Raw genomic sequence first — 17,192 nt, 5'->3', positions numbered from 1 at the left:
GAAGTCCGCCAGCCGCAGCCGCAGGGGCCGCCGCCGGTCCCGCAGCAAGTCCAGCAGCCCCGCCCGCAGGGGCACCAGCCAGGCAAGCCACGCATCCCCCGGCTCCTCCGGCTCCGCCGTCACCGTCTCCCGGAAGCCCAGCGGCGCCCGGCTGCCCAGCAGCAGCGCCCCCGCCGCCGGACAGGAGGCGGCCAGGGGAATCTCCCGGAAGGGGCCGTAGTCCTCGGTGAACCGGGGGTGCTCCCGGCAGGTGACGGAGGTGGCGGCCCGGCCCAGCCACCGGTGGATTTCGCACAGGTTCTCCCGGTCCAAAAAGGGGCAGCGGCCCCCCGCCAGGGGAAAGCACCATGCCCCCTCCCCGTCCCGGGCCATGGCGGTGCGGAGCCGCTCCCCCAAGAGGCCGGGGACCGTTTGATAGCGGCGGACGGTGTCCTCGTCCAGCGCCACCTCCCACCTCTCGCAGCAGGTGTGGGGGCAGTTCCCCGTCAGACAGCGGAACTCCCCGTAGTAATCCGGTGTGCGGACCAGCATCGCGGCGCCTCCTTTTTTCCTTTCCGTTGTCAAAACAACAGACTTTCTCCCGCTATTGTACGATACTGTCCTCAACAAAGCAAACGCAATCCGTTTGAAATTCAAAAAAGGAGAGACACTACCATGGTACGGAGGATCATCACCATCGACCGGGAGAAATGCAACGGCTGCGGCGCCTGCGCGGCGGCCTGCCACGAGGGGGCCATCGGCATGGCGGAGGGCCGGGCGGTGCTGCTGCGGGACGACTACTGCGACGGCCTGGGGGACTGCCTGCCCGCCTGCCCCACCGGGGCCATCACCTTTGAGGAGCGGGAGGCGGCGGCCTACGACGCGGCGGCGGTGGCCGCCCGGCAGTCCCAGGCGGCCGGGAGCGGCGCCGCCCCCGCCGGCTGCCCCGGCAGCCAGAGCCGGGCGCTGGGCACCCGGGCAGCGGCGGCTTCCGCCTCACAGGAGACCCCCGTCTCCCTGCTGGCCCAGTGGCCGGTGCAGATCAAGCTGCTGCCCCTGGAGGCCCCCTTCTACCAGGGCGCCCGGTTGCTGATCGCGGCGGACTGCTCCGCCTTTTCCCGGGCGGACTTCCACCGGCGCTTTATGCGGGGCCGCATCACCATGATCGGCTGCCCCAAGCTGGATGAGGGGGACTATGCGGAAAAGCTCACCGAAATCCTCCGCCGGAACGACATCCGGGAGGTGACGGTGGTCCGCATGGAGGTCCCCTGCTGCGGCGGGCTGCAGCGGGCGGCGGAGACCGCCCTCCGGACAAGCGGCAAGTTCATCCCCTGGCAGGTGGTGACACTGGGCCGGGATGGAAATATTCTGGAAGAGTAAAATGGAGGAATCCACGATGAACGCGACTGTCAACGAAAACTGCATCGGCTGTGGCCTGTGCGCGGGCACCTGCCCCGAGGTCTTTACCATGGGGGACGACGGCCTGGCCCACGGCGGCGCCTTCGGCGCGGAGCTGCTGGAGTCCGCCCAGGACGCCCGGGACGGCTGCCCCGTCAGCGCCATCAGCATCGAGGAATGAGCAAGAGGCCCCGCGTCCCAAAGGACGCGGGGCCTCTTGACATTTCAACAAGATATTTTTGTTAAATATTTATGAAAAAATGTTGACTCATGCTGTTTTTTTATGTAGATTGATTATATCACCATATGGAAAAATTTTATAATTAGAGGGTAATTCCAATGACTTCTTAAGCGATTATGTGCTATTGGCTGATTGGTGATGTAAGGAGTTTCTATGAAAAAGTTTTTGAGTTTGATGTTTGCTGTTGCTCTTGTCTGTTCTTTGTCAGCACCCACGTTTGCGTCTGAAAACCATATTGCAAGCTTTTCTACTTCTAAGGTGATTAACGAATATGAAGCTTTGAAGCAGCTTGCAACTACCAGCCCTTCCGCTTTGATGGCAAACGGATATACAAACGAAGAAATTAGCTCAATTCAAAATTATCAAGAACTATATCGTGATCACATCCGCTTCCTTCAAAGCCTAGATAGCACAGCTCTTTCCAAGCACGGTTACACTCCTAGTCAAATCAATCTTATTAAAAATTTCACCGGAACAGATGCTGAGATGAGAGCTATCGGTTCAAAGGTAACTATTTCAGCCAGCACTTCAAATTTTTCCTGGACAGCGGGTTCTAGAACAACCGGTAGGCTTAGATATACCTGGGAATGGGATGGCGTTCCGGCTTTTAAAAACAATGACGTTCTTGCAGTTTCTTGGAACGATTGGAATGTTACCTACAATACTTCCCAAGTTAAATACTATAATGTGAATACCGGTGATTACTATACCTCTGCTGCCGCAACCCTTATTTACCCAACCGGCAATTTAAAAACGCTAGGTGCTGGTCATAGATTCCCAGTTGCAATGTCTGACAACTATTATTATACCCGCGAAGGTATGGGAACCTTTACCATTAGTTCTGATGTCTTTGCTAAAAAGGATTTCATATCGTTTTTAGAGTATGGTCATATTCGGCTAAAAGCTGAGGTCGGTTTCTCTGTTTCGGTGGGCGGTGCAGACGCATCTATTTCTTTCACAGTTGCATCCATCCCTGCCGGTGATACATCTTGTGAATATTTCTGGCCGTCTTAATTAAATTGAAAAAGAGAAGGCAATAGCCTTCTCTTTTTATTACTTTGGTATGCATTCTTGAATATATTCTTGAAGCTCTTGTATATTCTCTTTCACATCACTCAATTCATTAATCTTCGAAGTAATGATGTCCTCTTTTCTTGCTATATAATTCAAAAGATTCACAAATTCATCCCGCGTATTTTTTATTTCTCTCAGCAAATATAACTGCATCATAAAAACAAGTACAAGGAGCAAGATAATACTTCTAAACCGTTTGTCTTTCATTGCTCATCAACTCCTTTCTCTTTGTGAAAATATTATATTTTATTCCATGCAAAGAAGCAAGAAGGATTTTGTACACTCTCGATCTATATGTTTTGCCACATATATACTATGAAAAATAGCACCCTGTAATTTTAACGCTCCGGCAGCAAATTTTAGCAGCTTTTTCAAAAAAAAGGCCCCGCGTCCCAAAGGACGCGGGGCCTCTCTCTGTTTTTCAGCCGTTCCGGCGGCGCTTTTCCAGATACATCCGGCGGTCCGCCGCCTCCAGCAGGTCCGCCAGGGACTCCTCCGACGGGTGGAAGCACGCCGTCCAGGCCCAGCCCAGGTCCGCCGGGGTGACGGGCTCCACCGCCGCCGCCATGGCCCGGAGCCTGGCGGGCAGGTCCTCCTCCCGGCAGTCCGGCAGCAGCACCACAAACTCGTCCCCGCCGAAGCGGACCACCGTCTCCCGCCGCGCCCGGCACCGCTCCAGGGCCGCCGCCACCTGCTGCAGCACTCCGTCTCCCGCCAGGTGGCCCCAGGTGTCGTTGACCTGCTTGAAGCCCCGCAAATCCAGCATCACAATGCCCAGCCGCTGCGCCGCCCGGTCCGGAAAGGCCCGCAGCTCGTTCAGATACCGCCGGTTGTACACCCCGGTGAGATCGTCCCGGTACAGCTGCTGCCGCAGAAGCGCCGCCGGCAGCGAGCGGTCCGCAATCTCCAGCTCCGCCCAGCGCTCCCCGCCGGGGCCATCCAATAAAAACCGCCGGGATCGGAGGCCCTCCGGCTCCTCCCCGGCGGGCGGCTCTCCCCCGGGGCACACCGTGAGGCGGACGCTGTCAAACAGCGGCTCCAGCAGCTCCAGTGCCCGTTTCAGCTCCTCCTCCCGGACGCGGCGGATTTCTCCCATCGCCATCTCTCCTCGCTCTTCTCCCGATACGTCCTCTAATTTTAGAACAATGTATTCAAAATGTCAATAGAACAGATTGTTCTAACATATACTGGCATCGGTGATGAAATTGAAAAAGTACGAGCGCATTCGGGCGCTGCGGGAGGACGCCGACCTGACGCAGCGCCAGGTCGGGACCGCCATCAACGTGCCGCAGCGCACCTATGCCTATTACGAGAGCGGGCAGCGTATGACCCCGCCCTGGGTACTGTGTGCTCTGGCAGATTTTTACAACGTCAGTGTGGACTATCTCCTGGACCGCACCGACCGCAAACCCACCAACCGATAAGCCGCCGGGCGGCAGACGCTGTGTCTGCCGCCCGGCGGGTTTTTTCACGTATTGTCCCGGCTGATGGGCTCCCGGAGGAGCAATCGCCGCAGGGCCCGGCCGTTGAAGGGGATGAGGGGGTAGAGGTAGCCCTTCCCCACCAGGGGCTTGGTGGTGGCCAGCAGCACCACAATGCCCACCAGCCCCAGAAGGAAGCCCCACACGTCGAAGGCCGCCGTCGCCAGCAGCAGCGCCACCCGCAGCAGCTTGAAGGCGTAGCCCATCTCGTAGCTGGGCTGGGCAAAGCTGGCCACGGACACGAAGGCCATATACACCAGCACCTCCGGCCCCAGCCACCCCGCCTGAACGGCGAAGTCGCCCAGGATCAGCGCCCCCAGCATGGAGAAGGAGTTGGACAGAGAGTCCGGCGTGTTCAGCGACGCCAGTTTCAAGACGTCGATGAGGAACTCCACCACCAAAAGCTGCCACAGCAGCGCCAGGGAGGCCGGCTCCGGCGAGGAGAGGAACTCCAGCCACGACGGCAGGCGCCCCGGCTCGCTGACCATCAGGTACCAGGCGGGGGTGATGAGCAGGGAGATGAGGAACACCACGATCCGCAGCAGCCGCAGATAGGTGCCGATGAGGGGCGGGAAGTAAAACTCGTTGGCCTCCTGGGTGAAGTCGAAGAAGGTGGTGGGCAGGATCATCACCGAGGGGGAGTTGTCCACCATCAGCACGATGCTGCCCTCCAGGATGCTGGCGGCGGCGGTGTCGGGCCGCTCCGTATAGCGGACCTTGGGGAAGGGGTTGTACCACTGCTTGGGCCGGATGGCCTCCGCCACACTCTCCTGGGCCATGGAGAGGGACTTGACCGAGACGCTTTGCAGCTTCTGCCGAATTTCCTCCAGCAGCTTGGGGTCCGCCCGGTCATCCAGATAGCACAGCGCCGCGTCCGTGCGGGAGCGCTTTCCCAACTTCATCCCCTCCAGCGTCAGGTGGGGGTCCCGGATGCGGCGGCGCAGCAGGGCCAGGTTGGGCACCATCGCCTCGATGAAGCCGTCGTGGGAGCCCCGGAGCACCTTGCCGTCCGGCGGCTCCGCCACGCCCCGGCCGGGGTATTCCTTGGCGTCCATCAGCGCCCCGCCCGCCAGGCCCTCCACCAGCAGCAGCGTCTTTCCCAGCATTACGGAGGTCACGATGTCCTCCACGTCGAAGCTGACGTTGGTCTCGGAAAAGGAGACGAACCGGTCCGCGAAGTCCTGCATCCGCCTCAGGTCCTTCACCTCCGCCGCGGGGAGGGACAGCCAGAAGGCCCCCATCCGCTCCAGAATGTTGTCCTTTCCATAGCCGTCGATCACCCACAGCCGGGCCCGCCGCCCGCCGATCACATAGTCCCGGTTCACCACGTCGCAGCAGCGGCCCACGCCCAAAAGGCCGTCCATCCGGCGTACGTTGTCCATGTAATTGTCCGAAAGCTTCTCCATGCTCCACCTCCATTGATGGCCCTAGTATGTCCATCCGGCGGCGGATGATTCCAAAAAAACGGCGGCGCCGTGTCCGGCGCCGCCGCTGTCCCTCAGTTGATTTTGTACTTCTCCAGCACCCGCCGGTCCACCTCCACGCCGATGCCGGGACCCTCCGGCACGGCCACATGGCCCTCCCGGAAGGTGATCTCCCCGTCGATGAGGTCCAGGCGGAAGGGATGGCTGGACTGGTCGTACTCCACCATGGGCTCGATGGGCTTGTCGCACAGGGGCGTGGGCACCAGGGTGGCGATGAATTGCAGCGACGCCGCCAGCCCCACCCCGCTGCCCCACACGTGGGGGATGAGGGCGGTGTTGTAGCTCTGGGTCAGCACCTGGATTTTCTTGCACTCCGTGAACCCGCCGGAGGAGCACAGGTCCGGCTGGTAGATGTCCAGCGCCCCCCGCTCCAGCCAGCGGCGGAAGTTCTGCTTGCCGAAGAGGCACTCGCCGGCGGCCAGATTGGTGCCCGTCAGGTCCCGCAGGGCGGCGTAGCCCTCCAGGTCCTCCGGCGGCAGCAGCTCCTCCAGGAATTCCAGCCGGGCGTCCTGCAGCTCGTAGAGGATGCGGCGGGCGTTGCCCCGGCTGTAGGCGCAGTTGAAGTCCGCCATCAGCTTCACGCCGTAGCCCAGGGCCTCCCGCACCGTGCGGATGTAGTGGAGGTCCTCCTCCACACCGAAGCCCACCTTCAGCTTCATGCCGAGAAATCCCTTTTCCCGGTAGGACAGGGCCTCCTCCACCGCCGCCTCCGGATACCGGGCCCCCTCCACCCGGTAAAACCCGGTGGCGTAGGCGGGGATTTTGTCCCGGTAGCGGCCGCCCAGCAGGTTGTACACCGGCTGGCCCAGGGTCTTGCCGATGGCGTCCCACAGGGCGATGTCCACGCCGCTCTGGGCGTTGATGCACACGCCCTGCTGGCCGATGGGGCGGACGCTGTTATACAGCTTCTCCCAGAGCACCTCCACATCAAAGAGGCTCTGGCCCACCAGCAGGGGCCTGTAGCACTGCTCGATGAAGGAGGCGGCCATGAAGGGCTCCTGCCGCCCGTGGCACAGGCACTCGCCGAAGCCGCAGACGCCGTCCGCCGTCTCCACCTCCACGATCACGGAATCCCGCTTGTACACCCACCCCTGGGAAAAGCGGAAGGGCTGGGAAAGGGGCGCGCTGATGATGTGAACCCGTACATCCTTGATGGTCATGTCCGTCATCCTTTCTCTCCGGCGGCCGATGCGGGCGCCGCGCCCCGCCCTCGCCGCTGTCTACCGCCATGATAGCACATCGGTTCCGGGGGCCACAATTGCCGGATTCCCCCAAAAGGCACCCCCCTCTTTGTCCAAATCCGCCAAGGGGAGGGGCCCCGGCCGGGGCCGGAGTCCCTCCCCTTGGGTGTCATTCCCGGATCTTCGGAAACGTCAATGTAAAGGTACTGCCCTTCCCGGGCTCGCTGTCCAGCTCCACCCGGGCCCCCAGGTAGGCGGCGCCGTGCTTCACGATGGAAAGGCCCAGGCCCGTCCCCCCGCTGGGATGGCTCTTGTCCACCCGGTAGAACCGCTCAAACACCCGCTCCCGGGCGTCCCGGGGGATGCCGATGCCGGTGTCCCGCACCGTGACCCGGGCGCCCTCCGGCGCCTCCGCCACCGTCACCAGGACGCTGCCGCCGGGGCGGTTGTAGGCCACGGCGTTGTCGCAGAGGTTGTAGAGCACCTCCTCCACGATCTGGGGCACGCCCCGGGCGCAGGCCGTGCCGCCGGAGAGGGTGAGGGAGACCTGGCGGCTCTCCGCCGCCGGGGCCAGCTGGTCCAGAATGGACCGAGCCTGGGCGTAGAGGTCCACCGTCTCCCACTGGGCGGTGGGGCCGCCCTCGTCCAGGCGGGAGAGCTTGATGATGTCGTTCACCAGCCCGATGAGGCGCCGGGCCTCCCGGTGGATGTTCCCGGCGAAGTGGGGGATGTCGGCGGGCTTCACCATGCCGTTTTCCAGGATCTCCGCCGTGCCCAGGATGGAGGTGAGAGGGGTTTTCAGCTCGTGGGAGACGTTGGCGGTGAACTCCCGCCGCAGCCGGTCCCGCTGCTCCTTCTCCGTCACGTCCAGCACCACCAGCACGGCGCCGGCCACGCTCCCCGCCTGCTCCACGGGGCTGGCCATCACCCGGCGGCAGTCGTCGCTGCGCTCCAGCAGCTCCTCCCACCTCCGGCCCGCCAGGGCCTCCTCCACGCAGCGGCGGAAGCCCGCCTCCCGGTTCAGGGCCAGGACGCTCTCCCCCTCCGCCCCGGGGCCCTCCGCCCCCAGCAGATGCAGCGCGGCGGAGTTGTAGGACAGCACGCGGGTCTCCCGGTCGATGACCAGCAGCCCCTCGCTCATGTTCTCGGTGATGGCGGTGAACTCCTCCCGCCGCTGCTGCAAATCCAGCACCTGCCGCTGAATCTGGCGGTTCTGGCTGCGGATTTTGCTCAGCAGGGGGGCCAGCTCCTCATACACCGCCTCCTCCCCGGGGTTGGAGAGGTCGATGGCGTTGATGGGCTCCACCAGCTGCCTGGCCACCCGCCCCGCCAGGCCCAGGGCCAGGCAGAAGGCCAGCAGCAGCATCAGCGCCACCGGCTGCATCGCCTGGAGCACCAGCATCCACACGGAGTATTGGGTGTCCGACGCCCGGAGAACGGAGCCGTCCGCCAGGCGCAGGGCAACATACACCGTCTTCTGGGAGAGGGTGTCGGAATAGCGGCTGGCGGACCCCCTCCCCAGGACCAGCGCCGCGTGAATCTCCTCCCGCCCAGCGTGGTTTTCCATCACGGCGGGGTCCTCCCGGTTGTCGTAGAGCACGGTTCCGTCGGCGGCCACCCAGGTGATGCGGCTCTCCGGCGGCAGCCCGGACTCCAGGTACGCCAGGCCCTCCCGCTCCACGCCCCGGGCGATGTAGGCGGTGCTCCGGGCCAGCTCCTGGGTCACCCGGTCCTGGAAGTACCCGTGGAGCACCCCCACGATCAGCACCAGGCTTGCCAGCAGCACCGTCAGCGTCACGGTCAAAATGGCGCGGCAAATGCGTTTTGTCATGGCGTTCCTCAGCTTTCCAAACCGATCTTGTAGCCGTAGCCCCGAACGGTCTCGATATAACCGCCCGCCTCCCCCAGCTTCTGGCGCAGGGTGCGGACGTGCACATCCACGGTACGGCTCTCGCCGGTGAAGGCGTAGCCCCACACCTCCTCGATCAGCCGCTCCCGGGAGAGGACCTGCCCCCGGTTTTTCAGCAGCAGGCAGAGGACCTCAAACTCCTTCTGGGTGAGGGACACCTCCTGCCCGCTCACAGCGGCCACGTGCCGCCCCGGGTCCACGGTCAGCGCGCCGCAGCGGTAGGCGCCGCTCTCCGTCTCCGTCCGCCGCAGCAGGGCCCGGATGCGGGAGAGCAGCTCCATCATGCCGAAGGGCTTGGCCACGTAGTCGTCCGCCCCGGCGTCCAGCCCCAGCACCTTGTCGTACTCGGTGCCCTTGGCGGTGAGCATGATGACCGGCAGCCGCCGGGTGCGGCCGGCGGCGCGGAGCTTTTTCAGCACGGAGACGCCGTCCTCCTCCGGCAGCATGATGTCCAGCAGCACCAGCGAGGGCGCCTGCTCCGCCACGGCGTTCCAGAAGGCGGAGGGCAGGGCGAAGCCCCGGGCCTCCATCCCCTGGCTGTTGAGGGTGTAGATCACAAAGTCCCGGATGCTGTCGTCGTCTTCCAGTAAATAGATCATAGCGGACCTCCTCGGCTTCCGGCTCCCCGTCCAGAGCGGGAGCCCGGGGAATCTCCGGCCCCTCCGGCGGGCCGGCGGCAAGCGTCTCTCCGGCGGCCGTCCCGCCGCCTATATCAGCTGCTGCTCGTTGATCATCAGCTTAAACTGCAGCCCCAGCTTCTCCGCCGCCTTGCGGCAGAGGATCATCCGCTGCATGAAAATCTCAAAGTAATCCATGACGGAGCCGTACTTCGTGTCCACGGACAGCTTCAGCTTGATGAGGGTGTGCTCCTCGTTGATCTTCAGCTGGGCCTTTTTCACCGAGTAGTTCACCCGGTCGTGGATGTCGAAGCTGGCCATGTCCCGGTTGCGGACCCGGCTGCGGCGGACGTCGGATTTGTCCGCCAGGATCAGTGCCGCCGCCACGGCGTTCACCGGCAGGCCTGTGCCCTCGTCGTGGTTGCCGATGGCGGTGACCACGGTGGCGATCTCCTCCGGGTCGCAGTGCAGGTTGTCCAGCAGGCGGAAGGCCATCACCGCGCCGGACTGAGAGTGGTCGATGCGGTTGACCAGGTTGCCGATGTCGTGGAGGAAGCCGGCGATTCTCGCCAGCTCCGCCGTCCGGGCGGGATAGCCCAGGGTCTCCAGGATATAGCCCGCCGTCTCCGCCACCATGGTCACGTGGGCAAAGCTGTGCTCCGTGAACCCCAGGGTGATGAGGGACTCGTCCGCCCGCTGGATATAGGTACGGATAGCCCCGTTGTTTTTGACTTCCTCAAAGGTCAGCATCTCCGCCGCCCCCTTTCTGCCGCCGGTGTGTCCGCCCCCGCCGCCTGAGACGGCGGGGGCGGCGAGGGGCCCGGGGCCGCTCCCTCTCAGTTGTTGGACGGGTGGACGCCGGTGATGCTGTACTCCACCCATTCCGCCACGTTGGTGGCGTGGTCGCCGATGCGCTCCAGGTACTTGGCCACCATCATCAGCTCCAGCCCCTGCTCGCCGTTGGCGGCGTCGGCGGCGATGAGGGCGATGAGCTCCCGCTTCACCTGATCGAACAGGGCATCCACCTGGTCGTCGGCGGCGCAGACCGCCCGGGCCAGCTCCAGATCCCGCTTCACGAAGGAGTCCACGCTGTCCGTCACCATATGGATCACCGCCCGGGCCATGTCGCCGATGTGGGGCGCGCCGGAGCCCTCCGGCACCCGCACAAACCGGGTCAGCTCCGCGATGTCCGCCGCCTGGTCGCCGATGCGCTCCAAATCGGAGATCATCTTCAGCGCCGCGGAGATCTCCCGCAGGTCCCGGGCAACAGGCTGCTGCTGCAGCAGCAGCTTCAAGCAGAGGTTCTCCACCTCCCGCTCCTTCCGGTCCAGCTCCCGCTCCGCCTCCACGGCGGCCGCCGCCAGGGCTTCGTCGTTTTTCAAAAGGGCCTCCGCCGCCGCGGAGATGGCGTCCTCGCACACGGCGCCCATCTGGATCAGCTCCACATGCAGCCGCTCCAGCTGCTCGTTGAACGTGTTTCTCAATGCAGTCTCCTCCTTAACCGAACCGGCCGGTGATGTAGTCCTCGGTGCGCTTGTCCCTGGGGGTGGAGAACAGCTCCTCCGTCCTGCCGAACTCCACCAGGTCCCCCAGCAGGAAAAAGGCGGTGTTGTCGGAGATACGGGCGGCCTGCTGCATGTTGTGGGTCACCATGATGACAGTATACCTGCTTTTCAGCTCTGCCGCAAGGTCCTCGATCTTGGAGGTGGAGATGGGGTCCAGGGCGCTGGTGGACTCGTCCATCAGCAGCACCTCCGGCTCCACCGCCAGGGCCCGGGCGATGCACAGCCGCTGCTGCTGGCCGCCGGAGAGGCCCAGGGCGCTCTTTTTCAGCCGGTCCTTCACCTCGTCCCAGATGGCGGCGGAGCGGAGGGAACTCTCCACAATCTCGTCCAGCTTCACCTTGGAGCGGATGCCGTGGGTCCGGGGGCCGTAGGCCACGTTGTCGTAGATGCTCATGGGGAAGGGGTTGGCCTTCTGGAAGACCATGCCCACCCGCTTGCGCAGCCACGTGGGGTCCACCCCGTCGTCGTAGATGTTCTGCCCCCGGAAGTTCACCTGGCCGGCGATCTTCACCGAGGGGATCAGGTCGTTCATGCGGTTCAGCGTGCGCAGAAAGGTGGACTTGCCGCAGCCGGAGGGGCCGATGAAGGCGGTGATCTCATGCTCCGGGATGTCGATGTTCACCCCGTGGAGGGCATGGTTCTGGCCGTACCACAAATCCAGGTCCTTTGCTTGTATAATCGTAGCCATAGCGTACTCCCGTCACTTTTTCAGTTTCCTGCCCGCAAAGTTCGCGGCCAGGTTGATGCAGAAGGTCAGTACCATCAAGATCGCCGCGATGGCGAAGGCCACGGCGGTCTCCCCCCGCTCGCTGGCATAGACGTACAGCGCCACCGTCAGCGTGGCGGAAGAGGACTGGAGGGCCTCGAAAAAGCCGTTGAGGACCAGGCCGAAGCCCGCCGTGAACAGCAGCGCCGCGCTCTCGCCCACGATGCGGCCCACCGCCAGGATGCAGCCGGTCACAATGCCGTCCACCGCGTTGGGCAGCACCACGGTGCGGACCATGTGCCACTTCCCCGCCCCCAGGCCCAGCGCCCCCTCCCGGTAGGACTGGGGCACGGTTTTCAGGCTCTCCTGGGTGGTGCGGACGATGGTGGGCAGGATCATGATGACCAGGGTCAGCCCGCCGGCCAGGATGCCCGGCGCCAGGCCCATCTTCTGGACGAAGAACAGCATGCCCACCAGGCCGAAGATGATGGAGGGGATGCCGGTGAGGGTCTCGGTGGCGAACTCGATGAGGGCCACCACCCGGTGGTTGGCGGCGTACTCCGTCAGGTAGATGGCGGCGCCCACCCCCAGGGGCAGCACCAGCACCATGGCCACCAGGATGATATAGAGGGTGTTGAGAATGTTGGGCAGGATACCGATGGTATCCTGGATATAGCTGGTCTGGGAGGTGAGCAATTGCCAGGAGATGCTGCCCAGTCCCCGGTAGAAGATATACCCGATGAGGAACACCAGCAGCGCGCAGGTGACGCCCGCGCAGACCCACAGCAGCGCCCGCAGGCCGCTGTCGTAAAGCCGCCGTCCGGGGGAGAGTTTCTGGTCCATGGCTCAGTCCTCCTTCTTGTTCTTGATGAACACGTTCAGCAGCACGTTGATGAGCATGATGAACAAAAACAGCACCAATCCGATGGAGTACAGGGCGTTGCGCTGCAAGCTGCCGTAGGCGGCGTAGGACATCTCCGAGGCGATGGCGGTGGTGAGAAAGCGGACGGAGGTGAACAGCCCCGGCATGTTGGCCACGTTGCCCGCCACCATGATGATGGCCATGGCCTCTCCGATGGCCCTTCCCACGCCCAGCACCACCGCGGCGGCCACGCCGCTGCTGGCGGCGGGAAGGGACACCCGGAAGTAGGTCTCGATCTGCGTGGCCCCCAGGGCCAGGGAGGCCTCCTCATACTCCTGGGGCACCGCCCGCAGCGCCGTCTCCGACACGTTGATGATGGAGGGCAGGATCATGACGGCCAGCACCACGATGGCCGCCAGCAGGCAGGCACCGGAGCTGAGGCCGAACAATTGCCGGATGGCGGGCACCAGCACGATCATGCCCACCAGGCCGTACACCACCGAGGGGATGCCCGCCAGCAGCTCCACCGCGGCCTTGATGACCCGGGCGGCCCTGGGCGGCGCCACCTTGGCCAGGAAGATGGCGGTCATGAGCCCGATCGGCACGCCGATGACCACCGCCCCGGCTGTGCCATACACGGAGGTGAGGATGAAGGGCAGGATGCCGTAGGCCGGCTCCACGGTGGTGGCCGTGGGGGCCCAGACCCGCCCCAGCAGGAAGTCCGCCAGGCCCACCTCCCGAATGGCGGGCAGGCCGGAGACAATCAGATAGACGCTGATGAACAGCACGAAGGCCACCGCCACAATGCCGCAGAGCAAAAACAGCAGGTGAAAGCCCCACTCCATGGCCTCCCGGCCGCCCCGGCCCTGCCGGGGCCCGGTGCCGCCGCTTCCGCGGCGCTGGGCCTTCTTCCCCGCCGGGCGGCCCAAAAGCGGGGCCGCCGACGCGTTTTCCAGTTCCATATCGTTCTCTCCTTCCGGTTGCGGAAACGCCCCCACCCCGCGGGATACGGGGGTGGAGGTGTTCCCGAGAGGGGGTGGGTTACTCCGCCACCGGCACGGCGCCGGCGGTGCGGATCAAATCGTTGGCCGCGGAGGAGGTGGCGAAGTCAAAGAAGGCCTGGGCCTGGGCGCTGAGGGCGGCGCCCTCCTTGGTCACCAGGACGAAGGGCCGCTGGATGGCGTAGGTGCCGTCCAGGACGGTCTCCTCACTGCACGCCACGCCGCCCACGGTGATGGCCTTGATGCCCTCCTTTCCCTCCACAGAGGAGAGGGAGGCGTAGCCGATGGCGCTGGGGTTGCCCTTCACCGCCTCGATGACGGCGCCGGTGGAGGTCAGCTCCTGGCTGAGCACGCAGGTGTCCTTCGTGCCGGTGATGGTCTCAAAGCCGTCCCGGGTGCCGGAGCCCGCCTCCCGGCCGATGCAGGAGATGGCGCCGGCGGCGCCGCCCACGGCGCTCCAGTCGGAGATGGCGCCGGTGAAAATCTGGGAGATCTGCTCCACGGACAGGTCCGCCACGGTGCTGTCGGCGTTGACGATGATGGCGATGCCGTCCAGAGCCACAGTGGTGCCCACCAGGCCGGAGGCGGTCTCTTCATCCTTCAATCCCCGGGAGGAGAGGCCGATGTCCGCGCTGCCGTTGGAGGCGGCCTCGATGCCGGCGCCGGAGCCGGTGGCGTCATAGCTGACCTTCACGCCGCTGTTGTCGGCCATGAACTGCTCGCCCAGCACGCCGATGACCTTTTCCATGGAGGTGGAGCCGTTGGTGGAGACGTTGCCGCTGAGCTTGGCCGCCTCGGGAGCGGGCTCCTGGGCGGGAGGGGTGGTGTCGGAGGGGGCGGCGGGCTCCTCCTTGGCGCCGCAGCCGGCCAGCACGGACACGGACAGCGCCAGCGTCAGCAAAAGTGCAAATACCTTTTTCATCAGAATGAACTCCTTCTTCTTTATGTCGGTGTTATGTTCTCCGCTTGGGATGGTCCTAGTATAGGCATCCGCAAGTAAAATCCGTCACCAGCGAAGGGTAAAGTCTGTGTAAAATCCCCCCTTTTTTGTAAAGCCGCCCCTTCTTTTTCCAGCAAATTTCCTTCTCCGCGGCAAAAACCCACCGCCGCTGTTCTTGAAACGGACCTGGAAATGTGGTATGGTGCTCTTATAGAACCCCGCTTGTACGTAAACGGTTTCCCCGGAATACGCGAAAAAGGAGTATGAGGTATGATTAGTCAGGACATCCGGGCATTGGCCCCGGAGCAGGACCCCCTGCGCATGGGCATGGGCTGGAAGGTGGAGGACCTGCCCAAGCCCCAGATCATGATTGAGAGCACGTTCGGCGACAGCCACCCCGGCAGCGCCGGCCTGTTCGAGCTGGTGAACGAGGCCGTCCGCGGCGTGGCCGACGCCGGCGGCAAGGCCGCCCGCTTCTTCACCACGGACATCTGCGACGGCATGGCCCAGGGGCACGACGGCATCAACTACTCCCTGGCCAGCCGGGACGCCATCTGCAACATGATCGAGATCCACGCCGGGGCCACCCCCTTTGACGGCGGCGTTTTCGTGGCCAGCTGCGACAAGGGCATGCCCGCCCACCTCATGGGCATCGGCCGGGTGAACATGCCCTCTATCATGGTCACCGGCGGCGTGATGGACGCCTACCCCCTGTGCGAAAAGCCCCCCAAGAATATCAAGGAGGACCTGCTGACCCTGGAGCAGATCGGCATCTACTCCGCCAAGTGCGAGCGGGGCGAGATCACGGAGGAGGCGCTCACGTGGTACAAGCAGCACGCCTGCCCCTCCTGCGGCGCCTGCTCCTTCATGGGCACCGCCTCCACCATGCAGATCATGGCCGAGGCTCTGGGGCTGATGCTGCCCGGCTCCGCCCTGATGCCCGCCACCTGCCAGGACCTGAAGGACTTTGCCTACAAGGCCGGCGTCCAGGTGATGGAGCTGGCGAAGCAGGGCCTCAAGCCCCGGGACATCGTCACCATGAAGTCCTTTGAAAACGCCATCATGGTCCACGCCGCCATCTCCGGCTCCACCAACTCCCTGCTCCACATCCCCGCCGTGGCCAAGGAGTTTGGCCTGGAGATCGACGCGGACATGTTCGACCGGATGCACCGGGGCGCCCACTACCTGCTGGACATCCGCCCCGCCGGCAAGTGGCCCGCCCAGTTCTTCTATTATGCCGGCGGCGTGCCCCGGGTCATGGAGGAAATCCGCTCCATGCTGCACCTGGACGTGATGACCGTCACCGGCAAGACCCTGGGGGAGAACCTGGACGAGCTGAAGCAAAACGGCTTCTACGACAAGTGCGACGCCTACTGCGCCGAGTGGGGCACCACCTGGCAGGACATCATCCACCCCTTCGACAAGGCCATCGGCACCGACGGCGCCATCGCCATTCTCAAGGGCAACCTGGCCCCCGAGGGCGCGGTCATCAAGCACACCGCCTGCCCCAAGGAGATGTTCCAGGCCACGCTGAAGGCCCGCCCCTTCGACAGCGAGGAGGAGGCCATCTACGCCGTCCTCCACAAGCAGATTCACCCCGGCGAGGCGGTGTTCATCCGCTATGAGGGCCCCAAGGGCTCCGGCATGCCGGAGATGTTCTACACCTCCGAGGCCATTTCCTCCGACAAGGAGCTGGGCAAGACCATCGCCCTCATCACCGACGGCCGGTTCTCCGGCGCCTCCACCGGCCCCTCCATCGGCCACGTCTCCCCCGAGGCGGCCGAGGGCGGCCCTATCGCCCTGGTGGAGGAGGGCGACCTCATCCACATCGACATCCCCGCCCGGAAGCTGGAGATCGTGGGCATCCACGGCGAGGCCAAAACCCCCGCCGAGGTGAACGCCGTCCTGGCCCAGCGCAAGGCTGCCTGGCAGCCCAAGGCGCCCAAGTACCCCTCCGGCGTTTTGAAGTTCTTCTCCCAGCACGCGGTATCCCCCATGAAGGGCGGCTACATGGACTGAGCCTCCCCCCGACTCCACATAAAGAAAGGATGTTCCAACAACTATGACAGCTCTTGAAACCCGTATTTCCGAAATCGGCGTGGTGCCGGTCATCAAGCTGAACCACCCCCAGCGGGACGCCGCGGGCCTGGCCAAGGCCCTGTGCGCGGGCGGCGTGCCCGTGGCGGAGGTCACCTTCCGGGCCGCCGGCGCGCCCGACGCCATCCGCATCATGAAGGAGACCTGCCCCGACATGCTGGTGGGCGCGGGCACCGTCCTCTCCACGGAGCAGGTGGACCAGGTCATCGCCGCCGGCGGCGAGTTTGTGGTCACCCCCGGCCTGGACGTGGAGATTGTGCAGTACTGCCAGAAAAAGGGCATCGCCGTCTTCCCCGGCTGCACCACCGCCACCGATTACCACACCGCCTACAAGCTGGGGCTGAACGTGCTGAAGTTCTTCCCCGCCGAGCAGTCCGGCGGCCTTGCCAAGATCAAGGCCCTCAGCGCCCCCTTCTCCATGTTCAAGATCATGCCCACTGGCGGCGTGTCCCTGAAGAACCTGAAGGAGTATCTCTCCGCCCCCGTCATCTGCGCCTGCGGCGGGTCCTACATGGTCACCGCCGACCTCATCGACAACCAGAAGTGGGACGAGATCACCAGCCTGTGCCAGCAGTCGGTGGAGATTGTAAAGGAGGCCCGCAATGTCTAAAGTAGTGACCTTTGGAGAGCTGATGCTGCGGCTGGCGCCGAACGGGT

General features: G+C 64.1%; 19 protein-coding genes. 6 read left to right on the top strand and 13 right to left on the bottom strand.

Annotated elements, in window-relative coordinates:
• The coding region (fliB, locus tag QZS21_RS10035) for a flagellin lysine-N-methylase (protein ID WP_295582949.1) at positions 1 to 531 on the bottom strand (531 nt) is incomplete at its 3' end.
• A gap of 123 nt (positions 532 to 654) precedes the next feature.
• On the opposite strand from fliB, the gene QZS21_RS10030 reads away from it, so the two are divergent.
• The 3 genes from QZS21_RS10030 (at position 655) to QZS21_RS10020 (ending at position 2,632) form a co-directional block, all read left to right on the top strand.
• On the top strand, positions 655 to 1,359 hold the full coding sequence (locus QZS21_RS10030) for an ATP-binding protein (protein ID WP_295582947.1): 705 nt from the start codon (positions 655 to 657) through the stop codon (positions 1,357 to 1,359).
• Positions 1,360 to 1,375: 16 nt separating this feature from the next.
• Positions 1,376 to 1,558 carry a ferredoxin gene (locus QZS21_RS10025; RefSeq protein ID WP_295582945.1) on the top strand — a complete coding sequence of 61 codons (183 nt, stop codon included), beginning with the start codon at positions 1,376 to 1,378 and terminating at the stop codon, positions 1,556 to 1,558.
• A gap of 213 nt (positions 1,559 to 1,771) precedes the next feature.
• Positions 1,772 to 2,632, top strand: a complete 861-nt coding sequence (locus QZS21_RS10020) for a hypothetical protein (protein ID WP_295582944.1) — start codon at positions 1,772 to 1,774, stop codon at positions 2,630 to 2,632.
• A gap of 39 nt (positions 2,633 to 2,671) precedes the next feature.
• Here QZS21_RS10020 and QZS21_RS10015 read toward each other — a convergent pair whose 3' ends face one another.
• Positions 2,672 to 2,899 (bottom strand): hypothetical protein, encoded by a 228-nt coding sequence (locus QZS21_RS10015; protein ID WP_295582942.1) that lies wholly within the window; start codon positions 2,897 to 2,899, stop codon positions 2,672 to 2,674.
• Between the two features lie 214 nt (positions 2,900 to 3,113).
• Positions 3,114 to 3,788, bottom strand: a complete 675-nt coding sequence (locus QZS21_RS10010; protein ID WP_295582940.1) for a GGDEF domain-containing protein — start codon at positions 3,786 to 3,788, stop codon at positions 3,114 to 3,116.
• A 103-nt stretch (positions 3,789 to 3,891) separates the two neighbouring features.
• Here QZS21_RS10010 and QZS21_RS10005 point away from each other — a divergent pair, with 103 nt between their 5' ends.
• Positions 3,892 to 4,116, top strand: a complete 225-nt coding sequence (locus QZS21_RS10005) for a helix-turn-helix transcriptional regulator (RefSeq protein WP_308589468.1) — start codon at positions 3,892 to 3,894, stop codon at positions 4,114 to 4,116.
• Between the two features lie 44 nt (positions 4,117 to 4,160).
• Here the strand turns inward: QZS21_RS10005 and QZS21_RS10000 are convergent, their stop codons facing one another.
• The 10 genes from QZS21_RS10000 to QZS21_RS09955 form a co-directional block, all read right to left on the bottom strand.
• Positions 4,161 to 5,579, bottom strand: a complete 1,419-nt coding sequence (locus tag QZS21_RS10000; RefSeq protein ID WP_295582937.1) for a spore germination protein — start codon at positions 5,577 to 5,579, stop codon at positions 4,161 to 4,163.
• 92 nt (positions 5,580 to 5,671) lie between these two features.
• Entirely contained in the window at positions 5,672 to 6,817 is a 1,146-nt protein-coding gene (locus QZS21_RS09995) for a mandelate racemase/muconate lactonizing enzyme family protein (protein WP_295582935.1), read from the bottom strand.
• 190 nt (positions 6,818 to 7,007) lie between these two features.
• Positions 7,008 to 8,669 (bottom strand): ATP-binding protein, encoded by a 1,662-nt coding sequence (locus QZS21_RS09990; RefSeq protein ID WP_295582933.1) that lies wholly within the window; start codon positions 8,667 to 8,669, stop codon positions 7,008 to 7,010.
• A gap of 8 nt (positions 8,670 to 8,677) precedes the next feature.
• Positions 8,678 to 9,346 carry a response regulator transcription factor gene (locus tag QZS21_RS09985; protein ID WP_295582931.1) on the bottom strand — a complete coding sequence of 223 codons (669 nt, stop codon included), beginning with the start codon at positions 9,344 to 9,346 and terminating at the stop codon, positions 8,678 to 8,680.
• 108 nt (positions 9,347 to 9,454) lie between these two features.
• Positions 9,455 to 10,114 (bottom strand): HD domain-containing protein, encoded by a 660-nt coding sequence (locus tag QZS21_RS09980; protein WP_295582929.1) that lies wholly within the window; start codon positions 10,112 to 10,114, stop codon positions 9,455 to 9,457.
• 86 nt (positions 10,115 to 10,200) lie between these two features.
• Positions 10,201 to 10,848, bottom strand: a complete 648-nt coding sequence (gene phoU, locus QZS21_RS09975; RefSeq protein ID WP_295582927.1) for a phosphate signaling complex protein PhoU — start codon at positions 10,846 to 10,848, stop codon at positions 10,201 to 10,203.
• Between the two features lie 13 nt (positions 10,849 to 10,861).
• Positions 10,862 to 11,617, bottom strand: a complete 756-nt coding sequence (gene pstB, locus QZS21_RS09970) for a phosphate ABC transporter ATP-binding protein PstB (RefSeq protein WP_295582925.1) — start codon at positions 11,615 to 11,617, stop codon at positions 10,862 to 10,864.
• Positions 11,618 to 11,629: 12 nt separating this feature from the next.
• Positions 11,630 to 12,478 (bottom strand): phosphate ABC transporter permease PstA, encoded by an 849-nt coding sequence (pstA, locus tag QZS21_RS09965; protein WP_295582923.1) that lies wholly within the window; start codon positions 12,476 to 12,478, stop codon positions 11,630 to 11,632.
• Between the two features lie 3 nt (positions 12,479 to 12,481).
• A complete protein-coding gene (gene pstC / locus QZS21_RS09960) occupies positions 12,482 to 13,342 on the bottom strand; it encodes a phosphate ABC transporter permease subunit PstC (protein ID WP_295582951.1) in 861 nt (286 codons plus the stop codon).
• Positions 13,343 to 13,538: 196 nt separating this feature from the next.
• Positions 13,539 to 14,420, bottom strand: a complete 882-nt coding sequence (locus QZS21_RS09955; RefSeq protein ID WP_295582921.1) for a phosphate ABC transporter substrate-binding protein — start codon at positions 14,418 to 14,420, stop codon at positions 13,539 to 13,541.
• A 288-nt stretch (positions 14,421 to 14,708) separates the two neighbouring features.
• Between QZS21_RS09955 and ilvD the strand changes: the two genes are divergently transcribed.
• Together ilvD and eda are read left to right on the top strand one after the other, a co-directional pair.
• Entirely contained in the window at positions 14,709 to 16,457 is a 1,749-nt protein-coding gene (ilvD, locus tag QZS21_RS09950) for a dihydroxy-acid dehydratase (RefSeq protein WP_295582919.1), read from the top strand.
• A 43-nt stretch (positions 16,458 to 16,500) separates the two neighbouring features.
• Positions 16,501 to 17,145, top strand: a complete 645-nt coding sequence (eda, locus tag QZS21_RS09945; protein ID WP_295582917.1) for a bifunctional 4-hydroxy-2-oxoglutarate aldolase/2-dehydro-3-deoxy-phosphogluconate aldolase — start codon at positions 16,501 to 16,503, stop codon at positions 17,143 to 17,145.
• The last annotated feature ends 47 nt before the right edge of the window (positions 17,146 to 17,192 follow it).

Source organism: uncultured Oscillibacter sp. (genome assembly GCF_900544955.1).
GTDB lineage: Bacteria > Bacillota > Clostridia > Oscillospirales > Oscillospiraceae > Oscillibacter.
The sequence above is the reverse complement of the archived record's forward strand: the minus strand, read 5'-3'. Positions and strand labels throughout refer to the sequence as shown.

Excerpts from the sequence above, each read along its gene's own strand:
- pstB (WP_295582925.1), bottom strand. The coding sequence starts at position 11,617 with ATGGCTACGATTATACAAGCAAAGGACCTGGATTTGTGGTACGGCCAG.
- QZS21_RS09990 (WP_295582933.1), bottom strand. The coding sequence starts at position 8,669 with ATGACAAAACGCATTTGCCGCGCCATTTTGACCGTGACGCTGACGGTG.
- QZS21_RS09995 (WP_295582935.1), bottom strand. The coding sequence starts at position 6,817 with ATGACCATCAAGGATGTACGGGTTCACATCATCAGCGCGCCCCTTTCC.
- pstC (WP_295582951.1), bottom strand. The coding sequence starts at position 13,342 with ATGGAGTGGGGCTTTCACCTGCTGTTTTTGCTCTGCGGCATTGTGGCG.
- QZS21_RS10000 (WP_295582937.1), bottom strand. The coding sequence starts at position 5,579 with ATGGAGAAGCTTTCGGACAATTACATGGACAACGTACGCCGGATGGAC.
- ilvD (WP_295582919.1), top strand. The coding sequence starts at position 14,709 with ATGATTAGTCAGGACATCCGGGCATTGGCCCCGGAGCAGGACCCCCTG.
- eda (WP_295582917.1), top strand. The coding sequence starts at position 16,501 with ATGACAGCTCTTGAAACCCGTATTTCCGAAATCGGCGTGGTGCCGGTC.
- QZS21_RS09980 (WP_295582929.1), bottom strand. The coding sequence starts at position 10,114 with ATGCTGACCTTTGAGGAAGTCAAAAACAACGGGGCTATCCGTACCTAT.
- QZS21_RS10005 (WP_308589468.1), top strand. The coding sequence starts at position 3,892 with ATGAAATTGAAAAAGTACGAGCGCATTCGGGCGCTGCGGGAGGACGCC.
- QZS21_RS10030 (WP_295582947.1), top strand. The coding sequence starts at position 655 with ATGGTACGGAGGATCATCACCATCGACCGGGAGAAATGCAACGGCTGC.
- QZS21_RS10010 (WP_295582940.1), bottom strand. The coding sequence starts at position 3,788 with ATGGGAGAAATCCGCCGCGTCCGGGAGGAGGAGCTGAAACGGGCACTG.
- QZS21_RS09985 (WP_295582931.1), bottom strand. The coding sequence starts at position 9,346 with ATGATCTATTTACTGGAAGACGACGACAGCATCCGGGACTTTGTGATC.
- QZS21_RS09955 (WP_295582921.1), bottom strand. The coding sequence starts at position 14,420 with ATGAAAAAGGTATTTGCACTTTTGCTGACGCTGGCGCTGTCCGTGTCC.
- QZS21_RS10020 (WP_295582944.1), top strand. The coding sequence starts at position 1,772 with ATGAAAAAGTTTTTGAGTTTGATGTTTGCTGTTGCTCTTGTCTGTTCT.
- pstA (WP_295582923.1), bottom strand. The coding sequence starts at position 12,478 with ATGGACCAGAAACTCTCCCCCGGACGGCGGCTTTACGACAGCGGCCTG.
- QZS21_RS10015 (WP_295582942.1), bottom strand. The coding sequence starts at position 2,899 with ATGAAAGACAAACGGTTTAGAAGTATTATCTTGCTCCTTGTACTTGTT.
- QZS21_RS10025 (WP_295582945.1), top strand. The coding sequence starts at position 1,376 with ATGAACGCGACTGTCAACGAAAACTGCATCGGCTGTGGCCTGTGCGCG.